General features: G+C 69.5%; 19 protein-coding genes. 2 read left to right on the top strand and 17 right to left on the bottom strand.

What is annotated here, in order from left to right:
• Positions 1 to 38: 38 nt before the first annotated feature.
• The gene (locus D514_RS36485) at positions 39 to 398 is read right to left on the bottom strand and encodes a CrcB family protein (protein WP_017831362.1); all 360 of its coding nucleotides are present in this window, start codon (positions 396 to 398) and stop codon (positions 39 to 41) included.
• Positions 395 to 769 (bottom strand): CrcB family protein, encoded by a 375-nt coding sequence (locus D514_RS36480; RefSeq protein ID WP_236610998.1) that lies wholly within the window; start codon positions 767 to 769, stop codon positions 395 to 397. Before D514_RS36480 ends, D514_RS36485 begins: the two co-directional genes overlap by 4 nt.
• A gap of 87 nt (positions 770 to 856) precedes the next feature.
• Here D514_RS36480 and D514_RS36475 point away from each other — a divergent pair, with 87 nt between their 5' ends.
• Complete coding sequence (locus D514_RS36475) at positions 857 to 2,383, top strand: FAD-dependent oxidoreductase (RefSeq protein WP_017831360.1); 1,527 nt, start codon at positions 857 to 859, stop codon at positions 2,381 to 2,383.
• Here the strand turns inward: D514_RS36475 and D514_RS36470 are convergent.
• The 6 genes from D514_RS36470 to D514_RS36445 form a co-directional block, all read right to left on the bottom strand.
• A complete protein-coding gene (locus D514_RS36470; protein ID WP_017831359.1) occupies positions 2,352 to 3,191 on the bottom strand; it encodes a nitroreductase family protein in 840 nt (279 codons plus the stop codon). The two genes, D514_RS36475 and D514_RS36470, sit on opposite strands and share 32 nt — an antisense overlap.
• A 5-nt stretch (positions 3,192 to 3,196) precedes the next feature.
• Positions 3,197 to 3,568, bottom strand: a complete 372-nt coding sequence (locus D514_RS36465) for a hypothetical protein (RefSeq protein WP_017831358.1) — start codon at positions 3,566 to 3,568, stop codon at positions 3,197 to 3,199.
• Between the two features lie 142 nt (positions 3,569 to 3,710).
• The gene (locus tag D514_RS36460) at positions 3,711 to 4,508 is read right to left on the bottom strand and encodes a MerR family transcriptional regulator (protein ID WP_017831357.1); all 798 of its coding nucleotides are present in this window, start codon (positions 4,506 to 4,508) and stop codon (positions 3,711 to 3,713) included.
• Between the two features lie 141 nt (positions 4,509 to 4,649).
• Positions 4,650 to 5,609: a nucleoside hydrolase gene (locus D514_RS36455; protein WP_017831356.1), complete on the bottom strand. Its 960-nt coding sequence runs from the start codon at positions 5,607 to 5,609 to the stop codon at positions 4,650 to 4,652.
• Between the two features lie 21 nt (positions 5,610 to 5,630).
• A complete protein-coding gene (locus D514_RS36450) occupies positions 5,631 to 5,912 on the bottom strand; it encodes a hypothetical protein (protein WP_017831355.1) in 282 nt (93 codons plus the stop codon).
• Between the two features lie 7 nt (positions 5,913 to 5,919).
• A complete protein-coding gene (locus tag D514_RS36445) occupies positions 5,920 to 7,236 on the bottom strand; it encodes an MFS transporter (protein ID WP_031206429.1) in 1,317 nt (438 codons plus the stop codon).
• A gap of 172 nt (positions 7,237 to 7,408) precedes the next feature.
• Here D514_RS36445 and D514_RS36440 point away from each other — a divergent pair, with 172 nt between their 5' ends.
• On the top strand, positions 7,409 to 7,822 hold the full coding sequence (locus D514_RS36440) for a hypothetical protein (RefSeq protein WP_017831353.1): 414 nt from the start codon (positions 7,409 to 7,411) through the stop codon (positions 7,820 to 7,822).
• 14 nt (positions 7,823 to 7,836) lie between these two features.
• On the opposite strand, the gene D514_RS38225 is transcribed toward D514_RS36440, so the two are convergent.
• Genes D514_RS38225 through D514_RS36400 form a run of 9 tightly spaced genes read right to left on the bottom strand, consistent with a single transcriptional unit; the run spans position 7,837 to position 15,442 of the window.
• A complete protein-coding gene (locus D514_RS38225; RefSeq protein WP_081603948.1) occupies positions 7,837 to 8,823 on the bottom strand; it encodes a nucleoside hydrolase in 987 nt (328 codons plus the stop codon).
• Positions 8,824 to 8,845: 22 nt separating this feature from the next.
• Entirely contained in the window at positions 8,846 to 9,523 is a 678-nt protein-coding gene (locus D514_RS36435; RefSeq protein ID WP_017831351.1) for a substrate-binding domain-containing protein, read from the bottom strand.
• Complete coding sequence (locus tag D514_RS36430; RefSeq protein ID WP_017831350.1) at positions 9,520 to 10,158, bottom strand: class II aldolase/adducin family protein; 639 nt, start codon at positions 10,156 to 10,158, stop codon at positions 9,520 to 9,522. The genes D514_RS36435 and D514_RS36430 overlap by 4 nt, the downstream gene beginning before the upstream one ends.
• Entirely contained in the window at positions 10,155 to 11,381 is a 1,227-nt protein-coding gene (gene otnK / locus D514_RS36425; RefSeq protein WP_017831349.1) for a 3-oxo-tetronate kinase, read from the bottom strand. The genes D514_RS36430 and otnK overlap by 4 nt, the downstream gene beginning before the upstream one ends.
• Positions 11,378 to 12,046 (bottom strand): hypothetical protein, encoded by a 669-nt coding sequence (locus tag D514_RS36420; RefSeq protein ID WP_017831348.1) that lies wholly within the window; start codon positions 12,044 to 12,046, stop codon positions 11,378 to 11,380. The genes otnK and D514_RS36420 overlap by 4 nt, the downstream gene beginning before the upstream one ends.
• Positions 12,043 to 12,849: a hydroxypyruvate isomerase family protein gene (locus D514_RS36415; RefSeq protein ID WP_017831347.1), complete on the bottom strand. Its 807-nt coding sequence runs from the start codon at positions 12,847 to 12,849 to the stop codon at positions 12,043 to 12,045. Before D514_RS36415 ends, D514_RS36420 begins: the two co-directional genes overlap by 4 nt.
• On the bottom strand, positions 12,846 to 13,835 hold the full coding sequence (locus tag D514_RS36410) for a phosphoglycerate dehydrogenase (RefSeq protein WP_017831346.1): 990 nt from the start codon (positions 13,833 to 13,835) through the stop codon (positions 12,846 to 12,848). Before D514_RS36410 ends, D514_RS36415 begins: the two co-directional genes overlap by 4 nt.
• Positions 13,832 to 14,617, bottom strand: a complete 786-nt coding sequence (locus D514_RS36405) for an NAD(P)-dependent oxidoreductase (protein ID WP_017831345.1) — start codon at positions 14,615 to 14,617, stop codon at positions 13,832 to 13,834. The genes D514_RS36410 and D514_RS36405 overlap by 4 nt, the downstream gene beginning before the upstream one ends.
• 27 nt (positions 14,618 to 14,644) lie before the next feature.
• Positions 14,645 to 15,442, bottom strand: coding sequence for an MBL fold metallo-hydrolase (locus tag D514_RS36400; protein WP_201764757.1), 798 nt, complete (start codon positions 15,440 to 15,442; stop codon positions 14,645 to 14,647).
• Positions 15,443 to 15,471 lie beyond the last annotated feature (29 nt).

The following is a 15,471-nucleotide window of genomic DNA, read 5'->3' as shown; positions in this document are numbered from 1 at the left end:
GAGGATAACGCGACGGAACCGCCCCTCGCAACCCCGGATCAGAGGAGGGAGCCGAGAGCCAGCCCGAGGCCGGCCGCGAGCACGCCGAGCAGCAGCATCCCGATCGCATTGAACGCGGATGCCCGGCGTTCGCCGTCACGCCACAGAGCGACCGTGTCGAGCATCGCCGTGCTGAACGTCGTGTAGCCGCCGAGCAGCCCCGCCCCGAGGAGGAAGGCGGCATCCGGCAGCGCGGCGGTCACGAACCCGAGCGCGAACGATCCCGAGATGTTCACCAGCAGGATGCCCCAGGGGAAGCGGCGTCCGGCCAGACGAGCGACCCCGAGGTCGACGAGATAGCGCAGCACCGCGCCGATCCCTCCGGCGCTCGCGGCACCGAGGAACAGCAGCGGACTCACGATGCTCCCCCGGTGCGGGGGCGACCGAGATGCAGCCCCAGTGCCGCCGCGCCGAGACCGAGCACGAGGGTGCCCACCGCGTAGACGATGGCGAGGACCGGCGCGCCCGTCCACAGGTCGAGCGTGCCCGTCATGAAGGCGCTGTACGTCGTGAAGCCTCCGAGCACGCCGGTTCCGAGCATCAGCCGCAGGTCGGCCGATGCCGGAAGACGCGCGGCCAGCACGCCGATCAGCAGCGCCCCGACCACGTTCGCGATGAGCACCGCGACGGGGAATCCCCCGGTGTCCGGGAGCACGAGCCCCAGGCCGAGCCGCGCCGCCGTACCCATCGTGCCGCCGGCGGCGACGAGGAGGATGCGGCGGAAGTTCACGTCCGCCACTGTAGTCCCCGACTGGCAGTGCGCCGTTCGGATGTCAAGGCGGTGGATTCCGGCTCGCGAACAGCGTTGACTTTCGACATGAATCCCCTGTGGAAGCTCGACCGGACACTGCCCGCCGGATCGCCCTTCGAGCCCGGAGCCGTGCACGACGTCGTGATCGTGGGCGCCGGGATCACCGGCCTCTCGACGGCGGCGATGCTCACCAGGGCCGGTCTCGATGTCGCGGTGATCGATGCGGGCGGCATCGCCCAGCTCGCGACGGGCGCGAACACGGGAAAGCTCTCCCTCTTGCAGGGCGCACAGCTCGCGACCATCCGACGGCACCACCCGGCAGCGCTCGTCCGCGCGTACGTCGACGCCAACCGCTCGGGGATGGAGTGGCTGCTCGCGTTCGCGGAACTCGCGGGAGTCCCCTTCACACGCCACACCGATCACTCGTACGCCCAGGGTCCCGCCGGGAAGGACACCGTCGACGAGCAGCATTCCGCCGCACGCGAGGCGGGCGTGCCGGCGAGGCTGCTGCCGCCCACCGCGCTGCCCGCCACGCCGTTCCCCGTGGCCGCGGCCGTGGCGCTCGACGATCAGGTCGCGATCGACCCCGTGGCCGTGTCGGTGGCCCTCGTCCAGGAGCTGCTCGCCGCGGGCGGCACGCTCCACACCGGCGTCAGAGCGACGAGGACCAGGGCGCTGACCGGAGGCGTCGACACCACGCAGGGCCCGCTCTTCGCCGACCACATCGTGCTCGCGACGGGCACCCCGATCACCGATCGCGGCCTGTACTTCGCCAAGACGCGGGGGCTCCGGTCGTACTGCGTGTCCTTCCGGGTGCCGAACGCCCTCCCCGAAGGGATGTTCCTCTCCGTCGACGGACCGACGCGCTCCATCCGGCCGGTCACCGCAACGGACGGCCCCGGCGGCGACGCACGGCTCGTCGTGGGCGGCAACGGCCACCCGGTCGGCCGCTCGGATGGCGAGGCGGCAGCGGTGGAGGATCTCATCGCCTGGACGCAGCTGCACTTCCCCGGCGCCGAGGAGACCCATCGGTGGTCGGCGCAGGACTACGAGTCGCACGACCTCATCCCGTTCGTGGGGGCGATGCCCCGCGGCCTCGGTCGCATCCGCTTCGCGACGGGCTACGCAAAGTGGGGGCTCTCGAACGCTCCCGCCGCCGCGCAGCGGCTGACCTCCGAGATCCTCGGCACGCCCCGACGCGACCGCCCGAGCTGGATCACGACGATCGGCACGCGCCTGACGGTCCCCGCCGACATCCGTCGTGGGGCCGTGGAGGGCGGCAAGGTCGCCACGGCGCTCGTCTCCGGTTGGGCGGATGCCGAAAGTCGCCGCACCCCTGTCCCCCAGCCCGCCGAGGGTGAGGGTGTGGTGGCGAATCGGGCCGGGCGCCCGGTCGCGGTCTCCACCGTGGACGGTGTGACCCGTGCCGTCAGCGGCGTGTGCCCGCACCTGGGCGGGGTGCTCGCCTGGAACGACGCGGAGTGCTCCTGGGACTGCCCGCTGCACGCCTCCCGCTTCGCTCCGGACGGTACGCGTCTGGAGGGACCGGCGCTGCGGGACCTCACCCCGCTGACGCCGACGGACCCGGGGTGATGTCACCGGCGGGAGGGGCACCGTCCCACCCTTGCTGCGGTGTGTCGCCGTTCTCCCGGAAGACGTACTGCGACACGAGCTTGCGCTGACTGCTCGACCAGTCGATCGCCGGCCGGCGCTGTTCCGGAGGCAGGTAGCCCAGCCGATAGACGGCCATGAGCTCGAGGTCGTCCGGCACCCGCAGCAGTTGCACGATCTCCTCCCAGCGCCCCGGGACCTCCATCGGGAACGAGATGAATTGGATGCCCATGCCGAGCTCGACCGTGGTGAGCCAGACGTTCTCCATCGCCGCGCCCATGCTGAACACCGAGTAGAACGAGGAGAGCTGTCCGGGCCGGTACTCGCTGCGGTCGAGCATCACGCCCAGCAGCAGCGGTGATCCCGCGACGAGCTTCCGGTTCTCGGCGCCGAGGGTCTTCGGCACCCCGAAGGTGTTCATCAGCGTCTGCCCGCGCTTGGTGAACACCTGACTCGTGAACGGCCGAAGAGCGGCGGGCAGCTTGTCGAACAGCATGCCGCTGCGTTTCTCCTCCATCTCAGCCTGGCTGAAGCGGAAATAGGGCTTGTAGCGCTCGAAGAACGTGCCGTTCGACATCGCCTCGGTCATGCTCTCCCCCGAGATGCGGGCGATCTGCTCGATCGTGTCGCGACTCTCGATCACGACGAACCGCCAGGGCTGACTGTTCAGCTGCGAGGGGGCACGCCCTGCAGCCTCCAGGAGGATGCGCTGGTGATCCTCGGAGACGGGGTCGGGCAGGAAAGCGCCGTTCGTGGTCTTGCGGCGTCGGATGGCATCGAGCAGTTCCATGCGTTTCACTTCCGGTCGGCGGCGGATCGCGAGAGCACCAGCCCCGCGACGATGAAGGGAGCAGCGGCGAGCGCGACCAGCGGGTGCCGCCGGGTGTGAGTGCCGAGGTAGGGGATCGCCGCGAGGGGCACGGCCGCGGGCAGCAAGGCGAGAGCGGCACGGCGACCGGCGGTGCGGGCACCCCGCGACCAGCCCGCCACGAGGGCCGACACAGAGGTCGCGCACGTGGCGATGTACAGCGCGTGGTGCAGCCAGCGGAAGCGACGGGTGTCGATCAGGCGCAGGGCGACGGATGCTCCGAGCGCGACGTTCACGGCGTAGGCCGTGGCCGCAGCGATGAACAGTCCCGTCGATCCTGTGTCATCGCGCCGCCTCATGGCATGACCCTACGCCCGGACCCGGGCCACGACCTCCCCCTTGCACCCGGGCGAGCCGGTCCGGTACGCGCTGTGCCCGGACGGAGAAGCCCCCTCGTGCGCGAGATCGCACACGAGGGGGCTTCTGCCGTCGGGCCCGGAGCTACAGGTTGCCCTCCGCGTAGACGCGAAGCGCGTCGCGGACGAACTCGGCGCCGTGCGTGCCTCCGGATGATGTCGCGTAGTTCGCACCGAAGCGCGGGTCCGCGACGTACATCTCGCCGAGCCCGATCACGTACGCCTTGACATCACCGCCGGGGGCGGCGGCAGGTGTACCCGGGATGCCCGTGAGCCACTCGACGTGACGCCGAGCGACCTGCTGGGCCGCGGGGGACGCCGGGTCGATGCCGCTCTCCGCCGCGGCGATCCAGTCGCGCCCGAGGTCGGACACGCGCTGCTGCCAGTCGGTGCGCTCGGCGTCGGTCATCCCCCGCCACCAGCTGTCGCCGTCGGCGTACGCCTTCTCACCCCAGCGCTCCTCGACCTCCTGCTTGTAGCGGGTGTGATCGAAGCCGTCGAACATGTTCTCTGCCATGAGGTTCTCACCTCCTCTCAATGCCGTGATGGTGGATTCGACCGACGCGATCTGCCGCGCCAGCCGGGTCTGCTCTTCGCGCAGCAGCGCGAGATGGGTCTCGAGTGCCGCCGCCTCGCTGCCGGCGCCCTCTCCGACGGATGCCGCGCCGAGCACCTCCGCGATCTGCGGCAGTCCGAGTCCGAGCTCGCGCAGCAGCAGGATGCGCTGCAGACGCACGAGCGCCTGCCCGTCGTAGTGCCGGTAACCGTTGTGGGCGATGCGCGACGGCGGCAGCAGACCGATGTCGTCGTAGTGGCGCAGCGTCCGGCTGGTGGTGCCGGCGAGGCGGGCGATCTCCTGGATCGACCAGTCCTCCTTCTCCATCGCTCCTTCTTCCTTCGTGCTCTGCGTGGTGTTGTCTTGAACTCTAGAAGTTGACGTTGCGTCAAGGTCAACTCGCTCCTGAAAACGACGAACGGCCTCACCCCTATCCGAGGGTGAGGCCGTTCGTCGGCGAGGCGCGAATCAGTCGGCGGTTGTTCCGAACGCGGTGAGCGAAGCCGTCAGCGCGTCGGCGACCGCCTGAGCATCGATGTCGAACAGCACGTCGACGTTCGGCACGCCCTGCCAGCGATCGATCATCTGCACGACGGTCTGTCCGCGGGTGTGCGTGCCGTTCAGCTCGACATCCACACGGAGGTTGCGCACCGTGAACCAGTCGGGGTTGAGGGCATAGGCGACGCAGGGCACGTCGTTGAGGTGCATGCCCTCGGTCTTCCACTCGGGCATCTCGTCGGGGTCATCCTGACGATCCGGGTATCCGATCATCTCGCACAGCGCCAGGCCCATCGGCGCGCGCGACTCCCAGAGCGTGCGGACATGGTCCGGCGTGAGGGCGAAACTCCGGGAGACGTCCAGTCCCACCTGCGTGAGGGGCGCGCCGGACTGGATGACGATCTCCGCGGCTTCGGGATCGTTGAAGATGTTCGCACTCGCGACGGGGGTCACGTTGCCCCACGTCAGCGCCGCCCCACCCATGTAGATGATGCGGCGCACCGAGCGCGCGAACTCCGGCTCCAGCTTGATGGCCAGAGCGACATTCGTGAGGGGTGCGAGAGCCATGATCGTCACCTCGCCCGGAGCCGACATGACCGTGTCGATCATCCGACGCACGGCGTCCGGTTCGACCTCGGCATGAGGATCCGGATCCGGGTACTCCCAGAAGCCCACCCCGCCGGGTCGGTGGATGTGCTCCGCGAAGTGCGGCTCGCCCACCAGCGGTCGGCTCGCACCCTTCCAGATGGGCAGGTCGGAACGGCCAGCCACGGCGGCGATCTTGCGGGCATTCGCCGTGGCAGTGTCGACATCCACGTTGCCGAAGACCGTCGTCAGCGCTTCGATGTGGAAGGCATCCGAGGAGAGCGCCCAGAACAGCGCCCCCGCGTCGTCGATCCCGGGGTCGGTGTCAATGATCAGTCGTTCCATACTCATACTTTCTGTCATGTCCTAGCGGCGAGCGTGCCGGTCGGACTCTTCACTGAGCGCGGTTGCGTTCGCCGTCTTCGCCCGCGCGGCGCGCGCGACGACGAACAGATACCAACAGTTGATCGCGATCAACGTGATGTTGAGTGCGACCATGGGCGCGCTGCCGAGCATCAGGTTGTACGCCATGAGCAGCGACGAGGCTCCGAGGTTCAACCAGCGCAGGCGCGAGATCGTCGGCTGCAGGATCGAGATGATCAGGAGAGCACTGCCGGCCCAGCCGACGATCTCGCGCCAGAGATCCATCAGGAGGTCACTTGCCCACGAAGAGGCCGTTGCGCCGCTTCGCAAGGACGTAGAGCACCACGCTGATCGCGCACAGGGTCGCGATGTAGATCGGGAAGACCCACATCATCCCCTGGCTCTGCAGCCAGAGCAGCAGGTACGAGGCGGTGCCGCCGAAGATGGCGACGCCGAGGCCGTACCCGAGACCGAGTCCGGTACCGCGGATGTGCTGCGGCAGCAGGGAGTTGGAGACGACGACGAAGATCGTCATGTTGAGAAGCAGCACGATCGCACCGCCGAACATCACGCCGGCGAGCGTTCCGATCCCGGGCTGCGAGTAAAGCAGCGCCAGGAAGATCGTCGGGATGGCCGCGATGCGCGCGATGACGAACCACCGGGACATCGGGAACCGATCGAGGATGCGGCTCAGCGCGAAGGCTCCGACGGTCAGGAAGACGCCCATTCCGGTGGTGATGGCGAACACGGCGGTGGGGTCTTCCCCGAACGTTCCGTTGGCCAGGTTCGGCAGACCCGCGATCCACGTGTAGTTGTATGCCTGGATCGCGCCCACGATGAAGACGGTGGCGAGCACGCTCAGCCAGTACTTGCGCACGTCGCGCCACACGGAGTTGTCCTTGGTGGGGATTGCACCGACCGTGCGGATCGCCGCCGTGTCGAGCGTCTCGGGGAGCGTGCGACGCAGCCACAGCACGATCAGACCGAACAGCCCGCCCACGATGAACGGGATGCGCCAGCCGTACGCGGCGAGGGCTTCGGGGCCCAGCAGCAGGCTGATGAGGAAGATCGACGTGGGCGCGAGCAGGTTGCCCAGATTGTTGAAGAACGCGAAGAAGCCGGCGACATAGCCGGGGCGGTTCGGCACCAGCTCGAGCGCGTACGCCGTGCCGAGCGGTGCTTCGACACCGGCGGAGAGTCCCTGCAGGAGGCGCGCGGCGACGACGATGATCGGTGCGATGACACCGATGCTCTGGTAGTCGGGGAGCACGCCGATGATGAAGCTGCCCAGCGCGACAGCGCCGACGGCGAAGATCATGATCTTCCTGCGCCCGAAGCGGTCGGCGACGAAGCCGAAGACGACCCCGCCGAGCGGACGTGCGACGAATCCGACGGCGAAGACGGCGAGCGCGTTCAACGTCGATGCGAGTGGACTGTCGGAGGGGAAGAACGCCGCGCCGAGATAGACCGACAGCAATCCGAAGATCGCCCAGTCGTACCACTCGAGCGCATGCCCCCAGCTCAATGCTCGGAGGTTTCGGCGCTCGGATCGGCTCGCTTTGCTCGTCAGCTGCTGCGGTGCGGCGGCCACTACTTCTTCAGTGCTCATGGAGCTCCTTTGCTCTGCCCCCGAGAGGGAGGTGATCGACCCTAATATGCGGATATCTCCTGGTCATGAAGCAGTTCCTGCCAGTCGGCGAGGAGTGCTCATCTTCGGGAAGCAGATCCGAACACGACTATAGTATAGCAGGAATCCCTTCTGTGACAGAAAGAAGTGCATCGTGAACTCCTCGCTCGACGACGACGACAGACGGCTCCTCGACGCCGCATCGGAACTGATCATCCGCGCGCACGACACGAACCTCCACCGCGTCGCCGCCGCCGCCCGCGGGGCCTCCGGAGCGATCTACCTCGGCCTCAGCCTGCGCACCCCTCGGGAGAGCGTCTGCGCGGAGAGCACAGCCCTCGCCAACGCCCGGATCGGAGGGGAGCAAGAGGTGGAGGCCATCGTCTCGGTCGGTCTGCGCGACGACGGCACGGCGGTCATTCTCAACCCCTGCGGCGTCTGCCGCGAGGTCGTGCCCGCGATCGCACCGGGCATCCGCACACTCGTCGACGACGGCGGCCACCCGGTGTGGGTGACCGCCGCCGATCTGCTGCCGATGCCGTGGGTTCGCGCGCGAACCTACGACTGAGCCGCCCGCGTGACTCAGCGCCAGGGCAGCGGACGCCGCAGCACCTCGCCGATGCGCTCGAGCACACCGTCGAAGTCCATGTCGAAGATCACGCGGTGGATCGGTCGTGTCTCGTCCTTCACGGGATGCACCCCCGCGAGGAAGCGGTCGCCCGTCTCCTCGTCGAGGAAGGTCTCCAGTGGGCGCATGACCGCACCGGTCACCAGCTCGGGATGCAGAAGGCTCGCGACGGCCATGCTGTCGTTGATCCCCATGACCCGACGCCCCTCCGGCTGCGGGTAGGAGCGCGAGTAGAAGCCGGCGTAGTCCCGACTGATCTCGGTGATCAGCTGCGCCGGGGCGAACCCCGTCGTGGAGGCGATCTCGAGGAAGAAGTCCTCGGGGACGAGGGCCTGGCGGGTGACATACGGCCCGCACCACGTGACGTCGCCCTGATGCCGAGCCACCATGCGCGCGGCATCGATGTCGAACGACACGTTGGGATCGCGCGAGACCCGGAATCGCCGATCCTCCCACGGTGCGGTGTCGTGATACAGGGCCGGACCGAGCGTGCCGACGATGGTGGTCGAGCGGAGCCGCGTCAGAAGCTCGGGTTCCGCCTCGAGCGCCACGGCGAGGTTCGTCTGCGGGCCGAGGGCGAGATAGTCGATCTCCCCCTCGTACCGCTCCACCAGGTCGAGCAGGATCGGGACCCCGCGCGGCTCCGCCGGCACGGAACGGGCAGGGCGCAGGCCCGTGTTGCCGAAGCCGTCCTCACCGTGGATGCCCGAGTTCATGCGCAGCTCCTGCACGATCGGCACGTCGGCACCGCGGTACACCGGCACATCGGTGCGCCCGCAGGTATCCAGCACGTACCGCGCATTGTCTGCGGCGCGCTCCCCCGTGGTGTTGCCGAAGACGCTGATCACCGCCAGGATCTCCACCTCGGGATCGGCGGCCAACAGCATCAGGGCCAATGCATCGTCCACACCGGTGTCGGTGTCGACCACAACTCTTCTCATCAGTGCTCTCCTCGTACGGGGATCAGGGGCGTGACAGTCCGAACGCGGCGAACGCGTCCTGTGCCGACTTCTCGGTCAAGAGGGTGACGAATCGCGCCGCGTCGTCCCCGGCTCCAGGACGGGCGCCGACGGCGAACCGTCCGTAGGACTGCAACTCGTGGGGTATCGGCTCGACGACCTGCGCACCGGGCACCGAGCGCAGCTCGCTGACCTGCTGGATCGCGACATCGGCACGACCGTCCAGCAGTGCTTCGGCCGTGAGCCCGCTCGCGCACCGCACGGCGCGCTCATCGATGCGCTGGAGAAGTCCGCGTTCGCGGAGCATCTGCATGAAGTGCACACCGCTCGCCCCGCTGAGCGTGTAGGCGACGGCGCGGGCGGCGAGCAGGTAGTCGAGGAACGCCGATGCCGAGTCGTCGGCCGGCCCCGGAGCGCCGTCGAGCCGCGCGAAGCCCACGGATGAGACCGCGATCTCTGCGACATGCGAGGGATCCACCAGGCCGCGAACCGCGAGGTCGGTGACAGAAGACGAGACCCCGAGCACCAGGTCAGGCCGCGCGCCCGCGGAGATGCGCTCCAGCAGCACGGTGGTGGGCTCGAACGTCGCCTCGACACGTGTGCCGGTCTCGCGCTCGAACGCGGGGATGACGTGCTCGACGAGGGGGTTCTTGACGACGAGGCCGCTGTACAGGGTGATCACGAGGGGTTCCTTCCGGAAGGCGTGGCGAACGCGTGCAGCTGCGCCGAGGTGAGGGGCGATGTGGCGAGGCCGCGCGTGAGGAAGAACAGCTGCGCGGTGTGCTCGAGCTCCTCCAGGGCGTCGACGGCGGTGTCCAGATCGACCCCCGCGACGACGGGGCCGTGGTTGCGCAGGAGCAGGGCGTGGGTGACGCGCGCGGCATCCTCCACAGCACCGGTCGCAGCCGGGTCGCCCGGGGCGTAGTAGGGAAGCATCCGCAGTGTTCCCACACGCATGCCGTAGTACGCGGTCAGGGGCGGGATCGGGTTGTCGGCATCGATGTCGGACAGGCACGACACCGCAGCCGCGTGGACCGAGTGCGTGTGCACGACCGCATTCGCATCCGGCCGCACGCGCAGCATCGCGACGTGGAGGAACGCCTCCTTCGTCGGCGGCGGACCCTCGAGGTGCGCGCCGTCGAGGGCGACCACCGACAGCTGGTCCGCGTCCACGTCGGCGAGACTCACCCCCGTCGGTGTGACCAGCACGCGTTCCCCGTCGCGCACGGCGAGGTTCCCGGTGCGGCCGTGCGTGAGGCCGCGGCGGTGGATCGAGTGGGCGACGCGCACGATCGCGCGGCGGGCGTCGGCGCTCATGCCCCGCGACCCTGTCGCGCAACCTCGACGAAGAGGTCCTCCTCGCCGAAGTTCCCGGATTTGAGGACCAGGTGCACGTCACGCGCTTCGTCGTGGATCCACGGCGCGCCCGGCGCGACCTCCTCCCCCACCACTGCGACGGTCGTGCCGAGGGCGCGGATGACCTCGCCGGAGGTCTCGCCCCCGGCGATCAGCATGCGCTTCACGCCACGATCGGACAGCTGCGATGCGATGAGGCCCGCCGTCCGTTCGTACAGTTCCCCGGCGCCCGGCACGTCGTGACGGCGCTGCGCTGCGGGGCTGGACGAGTAGATGAGCGCGGCGGCGTCGGAAGGCTGCCGGTCCCACCACTCCACAGCGCGTGCGGCGAGCAGCTCGGCGGTATCACCGGGCTCGGCCACGACGCGGTGGGAAGGTTTCCCCGATCCGACGAAACGGTCGATCTGCTCGAGCGTGCGCCGGGAACAGCTGCCCGCGATGATCGCGGTACGACCCGAGGGGGGCGCCGGCGCCGTCGTACCGCCAGCGGTCTGCCGCAGAGCGATCGCTCCGACGAGTCCGGCCGATCCCGCGACGAGCGGCTCGCCGCCGAGGGCGCCGGCGAGGACGGCGAGGTCGGCATCCGTGATGGCATCGGCCACGAGGTGACGGATCCCCTCGGCGCGTGCCCCTTCCAGGGCCTCGCGCACGGCGTCGGCACCGCGCTGCACGATCTCGAGGGGCAGGAGTCCGACCGGTGCCGTGCACTGGGCCGCGAGCAGCCGCGGCACCGAGGAGTCGCGCATGGGGGTCACCGGATGCTCGCGCATATGGGTCTCGGCCAGCAGCACGTCACCGACGAAGAGGTGACCGCGATAGACGGTGCGCCCGTGCAGGGGCGCGGCCGGCGTCGTCACCACCAGGCCGGCCTGAAGGGCATCGGCGATCGCCTCGGTGATCGGACCGATGTTGCCCTCGTCCGTGGAATCGAACGTCGAGCAGTACTTGACGTAGATGCGATCCGCTCCGTGCCGTCGCAGGACCGCGAGCGCGGCGAGGCTCTGCGCGACGGCCTCGTCGACGGGAAGAGACCGTGTCTTCAGGCCGATGACGATGCCGTCGGCCGGGACAGCGGGCTCGTCGATCTCGGTGTCGAGCGCGAGGAGGGTGCGCAGTCCCGCGCGGCGCAGAGCCGCGGCGACATCCGTCGCTCCGGTCACGTCGTCGGCGATGACGCCGATCATCGGTGCTCGTCCCGGAGCACCGTGGTCAATCGTCGCGCGGCCGCGGCGGGCCCGTCCAGGACCGTGACGCCGAGTCGGTCGGCGAGTGATGAGGCGGCATCCGCGAGCGAGTACTGGGCGAGCACCACCAGATCGAAGGGCTCATCGACGTCGGATATGGCTGCGGCGAGTGTCTCGACGAGCTCAGGGGCGGAGAGGGGGGCGGCTGCTGCGGGGATCACGACCGGGTACACGTGCGCAGCCGATCCGGCTTCCGCGAACGCCTGCACCAGACGCTCTCCGCTGTCGCTCGCAGCCGAGGGCAGCGAGGCGACGAGCAGAACTCGCTCGGGGTCGGCGGCGACGGCTTCGGCGAAGAGAGGGCCGTCCGCCGAGAGGACGGTGCGTCCGCCGGCGTCGCTCTCGCGCCGGTCGGCGCGCTCCCCGAACTGCGAGCAGGTGAGCAGCACGCCGTCCGCTCCCCCGGCGAGGGCGAGCTCGATCAGGCCGTCCATGCGCGCAGCCAGCGGCGCGGTGATGCCGCCCTCGGTCTGCGCGTCGGCGAGCAGCCGGTCATCGAGCAGGTTCCACACGGTCGCTGCAGGAAGCGCGGCGGTGATGGCGGCGGTCGCCGGAGCGATCGCCAGTGGCGTCGCGCTGATGAGCGCGATCCTCGGTTCGGTCACCGGAGGTTCCTCTCGATCCAGGAAAGCCCTTCGCGGGTGCCCGCGACGGGGGCGTACTCGCAGCCGATCCACCCCGGGTATCCGCTCTGCGCGATCCGGGCGAGCACGCGCTCGTAGGCGATCTCGCCCGTTCCGGGTTCGCCACGACCGGGGTTGTCGGCGATCTGCACATGCACGACTGTCGGCTGGAGCTGCTCGAACCGCTCGATGACGTTCCCGCGGTCGACCTGCGCGTGGTAGACGTCGAACAGCACACCGACGACGTCGGGATCCACGGCCTGGGCCACCGCCGCAGCGGTCTCCATCGACGCGAGGCCGTAGCCGGGCTGATCACGCTTGTTGATCGCTTCCAACGCGACCCGCACCCCGGTGCCACGCGCCTGCGCGGCCGCCCAGGAGATGTTGGACACATACGTCGCGAAGGCCGCGTCGGCGTCGGCGTCGGACGGCGCGATTCCGGCCATGGCGTGCACCACGCCGGCGCCGAGGACAGCCGCGTACTCCAGAGCCCGCAGCACCCCGTCGCGGAACTCCTGCTCCGCGCCGGGGACGTACGCCGCACCGGATGCCGTGGCCGACCCTGCGGCTCCGGCCGGCGTGTTGATGAGGATCTGCGTCAGGCCGGCGTCGTCCAGCAGACGACGCACCTCCGCGGGGGCGAGCTCATACGGCGACGCGAACTCCACCGCGGTGAAGCCCGCCTCGGCTGCCGCGTCGAACCGCTCGGCGAAGGGGACCTCGGTGAACATCCACTTGAGGTTGGCGGCGAGGCGCACGGGCCCCGACGACGTCTCGACGATCATGCGGTCACCGCGTCGTAGTCGGGGTTCACCACGAACTCGGGCGCCTGGCCGCCGAGAACCGCGATCACGTTGCGCGCAGCCATCCGGCCCGACTCGCCACGTGCCTCACGCGTCGCGCCCGCGACGTGCGTCGTGGCGAGGATGCCGGGGGTGTGCAGGAGCGGGCTCGACGCTCCCAGCGGCTCGTCCGCGAAGACGTCGAGCGCGGCGGCGCCGATGCGTCCGTCGCGCACGGCGTCGACCAGCGCATCCTCCTCGATGATGCCCCCTCGCGCCGTGTTGATCAGCACCGCGTCGGGCTTCATCATGGCCAGGCGAGAGGCGTCGATGAGGTGCCGGGTGGACTCGTCGAGGAAGAGGTGCAGCGTGACGAAGTCGGCCTCCCGCAGCAGTTCGTCGAGCTCGAGGCGACGGATGCCGTTGGCCTCGGCGAAGCTCTCGTCGAAGTACGGATCGTACGCGACGACGTGCATGCCGAAGCCCGCGGCGATCGTCGCAACCGCCTTGCCGATCGAGCCCAGCCCGAGGATCCCGAGAGTCGCGCCCCGCAGCTCCCGACCGGTGAGCTGCTGCCACGTCCCTGCGGCGAGGTTGCTCACGTTCTCGGGGATGCGCCGGGCGCACGCCAGCGCCAGGGCGAAGACGTGCTCGGCGACGGCCTGCCGGTTGGCGCCGGGGGTGACGCACACGGGCACCCGGCGGGCGGTCGCCGCGCTCACATCGACGCTGTCGTAGCCGACGCCCGTGCGCACGACGAGCCGCAGCTCGGGGGCCTGCGCGAACTCGTCATCGCCCAGAGGGCGGGTGCCGGCGATGATCGCCCGGACTCCGGCGAGCGCCCGTGCGCGATCTTCGGCGTCCAGGCGCTCCAGCTCGGGCTCGTGCCAAGTCGTGAGTCCGGCGCCGCGCAGCATCCGGTCGACCTCGTCGCCGGGCTCGAGGAATGCGGTGGTGATCAGCACGTCGTGGGAATCGGTCGATGTCACCAGATCCCTCCTTCGTAGTCGGGGGCGGCGAAGGCGCCGCCGTGCAGGGTGGGTGCAGGGGCATCGAGGTCGACGCCGTCGGCGTGGTCGGCGGCGTCATCGCGGGGCACGTAGCCGATCGCCGTCCACCCCGCATCGCCGTTCCACCAGCGGCCGGTGTTGGCAGAGCAGCCGTAGACGACCTGACAGCCCGACGGGGCGCTCTCGATCGCGCAGCGGAAGAGCTCGATGCCGTCACGCCAGCTGAGCCAGAGCGCGAGCTGACGCCTGTCCTCGGGCTCCGGGCGGAAGGTGCCGATGCGCACGAGCACCGACTCGATCCCCCACTTGTCGTGGTACAGGCTGGCGATGGCCTCGCCGAACGCCTTCGAGACCCCGTAGAAGGTGTCAGGACGAAGCGGTGCGCTCTCGTCCAGGACCTCGCTCGCCGGGTGGAAACCGACGACATGGTTGGAGCTGGCGTAGACGACGCGACGAACGCCGGCCCGTCGCGCCGCCTCGTAGACGTGGTACGTGCCGTCGATGTTCACACGGCGGATGTCGTCGTACGGCGCTTCGTCGGCGATGCCGCCGAGGTGCACGATGACGTCCACGCCCTCGGCCGCTGCCGTGAGAGCGTCGAGGTCGCCGAGGTCGCCGATCACGATCTGCTCGCCGGGGAAGAGCGACTCATCGGCGTCGGCGCGCGCGAACAGCACGACGCGGTCGTATCGGGCGGCGAGACCCTCGCGGATCACCCGCCCCATGCGCCCTGTTCCGCCGGTGTACAGCACTGTCGTCATCATCGTCCTCTCTTGCGCGCTCGGCTGTCAGCCGATGCTGCGGTCCTCTTCACCCGTCGATGCGTCGGCGAAGAATCCGATCGCGGCCCGCGGGGCGTGCCGGCGGTGCACCTCGCCGTCCTCCCATCGCAGTTCCACGTCGTGCCCTGGCACGAGGCTGGCTCCGGTGTCGGTGAGCAGCGAGCGCATCGCGACGATCGTCGCCGCGCTGGCGTCGAGGTCGAGCGTCGAGTCGACCCGTCCTGAAGCCAGCTCATACAGGTTCTTCACCGCATCGCCGGCGAACACGCGCTTCTCGTCGGTGCGGTCGAGATAGAAGGCGAGGTGGTGCGGGGTGTGCCCGGCACTGTCGATCGCATGGATGCCGGGGAACACCTCCTGGCCCGCTGTCATGCGTCCGACCCGATCGGTGCGGCGAAGCAGCTCCTGCACGTGGAGGTCGGGGAGGAACGGGGTGCCGGACGGTTGCTCCGCGGCCCAGCGCAGCTCGCGCTCCCCCACCCAGGTGGTCGCGTTGGCGAACATCGGGAAGTTCGAGACGTGGTCCCAGTGCATGTGAGTCAGCAGCACGTCCGTCACGTCGTCCGTGGTCAGGCCGTACCGCTCGAGGCCGGCGTGGATGAGGGGGATATAGGCGGGTTGACCGGCATCGATGAGCACTCGCCGCACGCCGTCGTCGAGCAGCCATAGGCTGCTCCAGCCGAAGGCGCCGTGAGAGCTCGACTTGCCGGGGAAGCCCTCGACAAGAGGACGTGCGACGTACCCGGATGATCCTGCTGATCCGGTCGTCGACGTCGACATGGTGCCCTCATTCTGCGCGCTCACAAAAAATAGTATAGCGCAATCCACGAGAA

Origin of the sequence: Microbacterium sp. UCD-TDU (assembly GCF_000340625.1) — a bacterium.
GTDB classification, from domain to species: domain Bacteria; phylum Actinomycetota; class Actinomycetes; order Actinomycetales; family Microbacteriaceae; genus Microbacterium; species Microbacterium maritypicum.
This window is presented reverse-complemented; position numbering and strand designations above follow the sequence as displayed.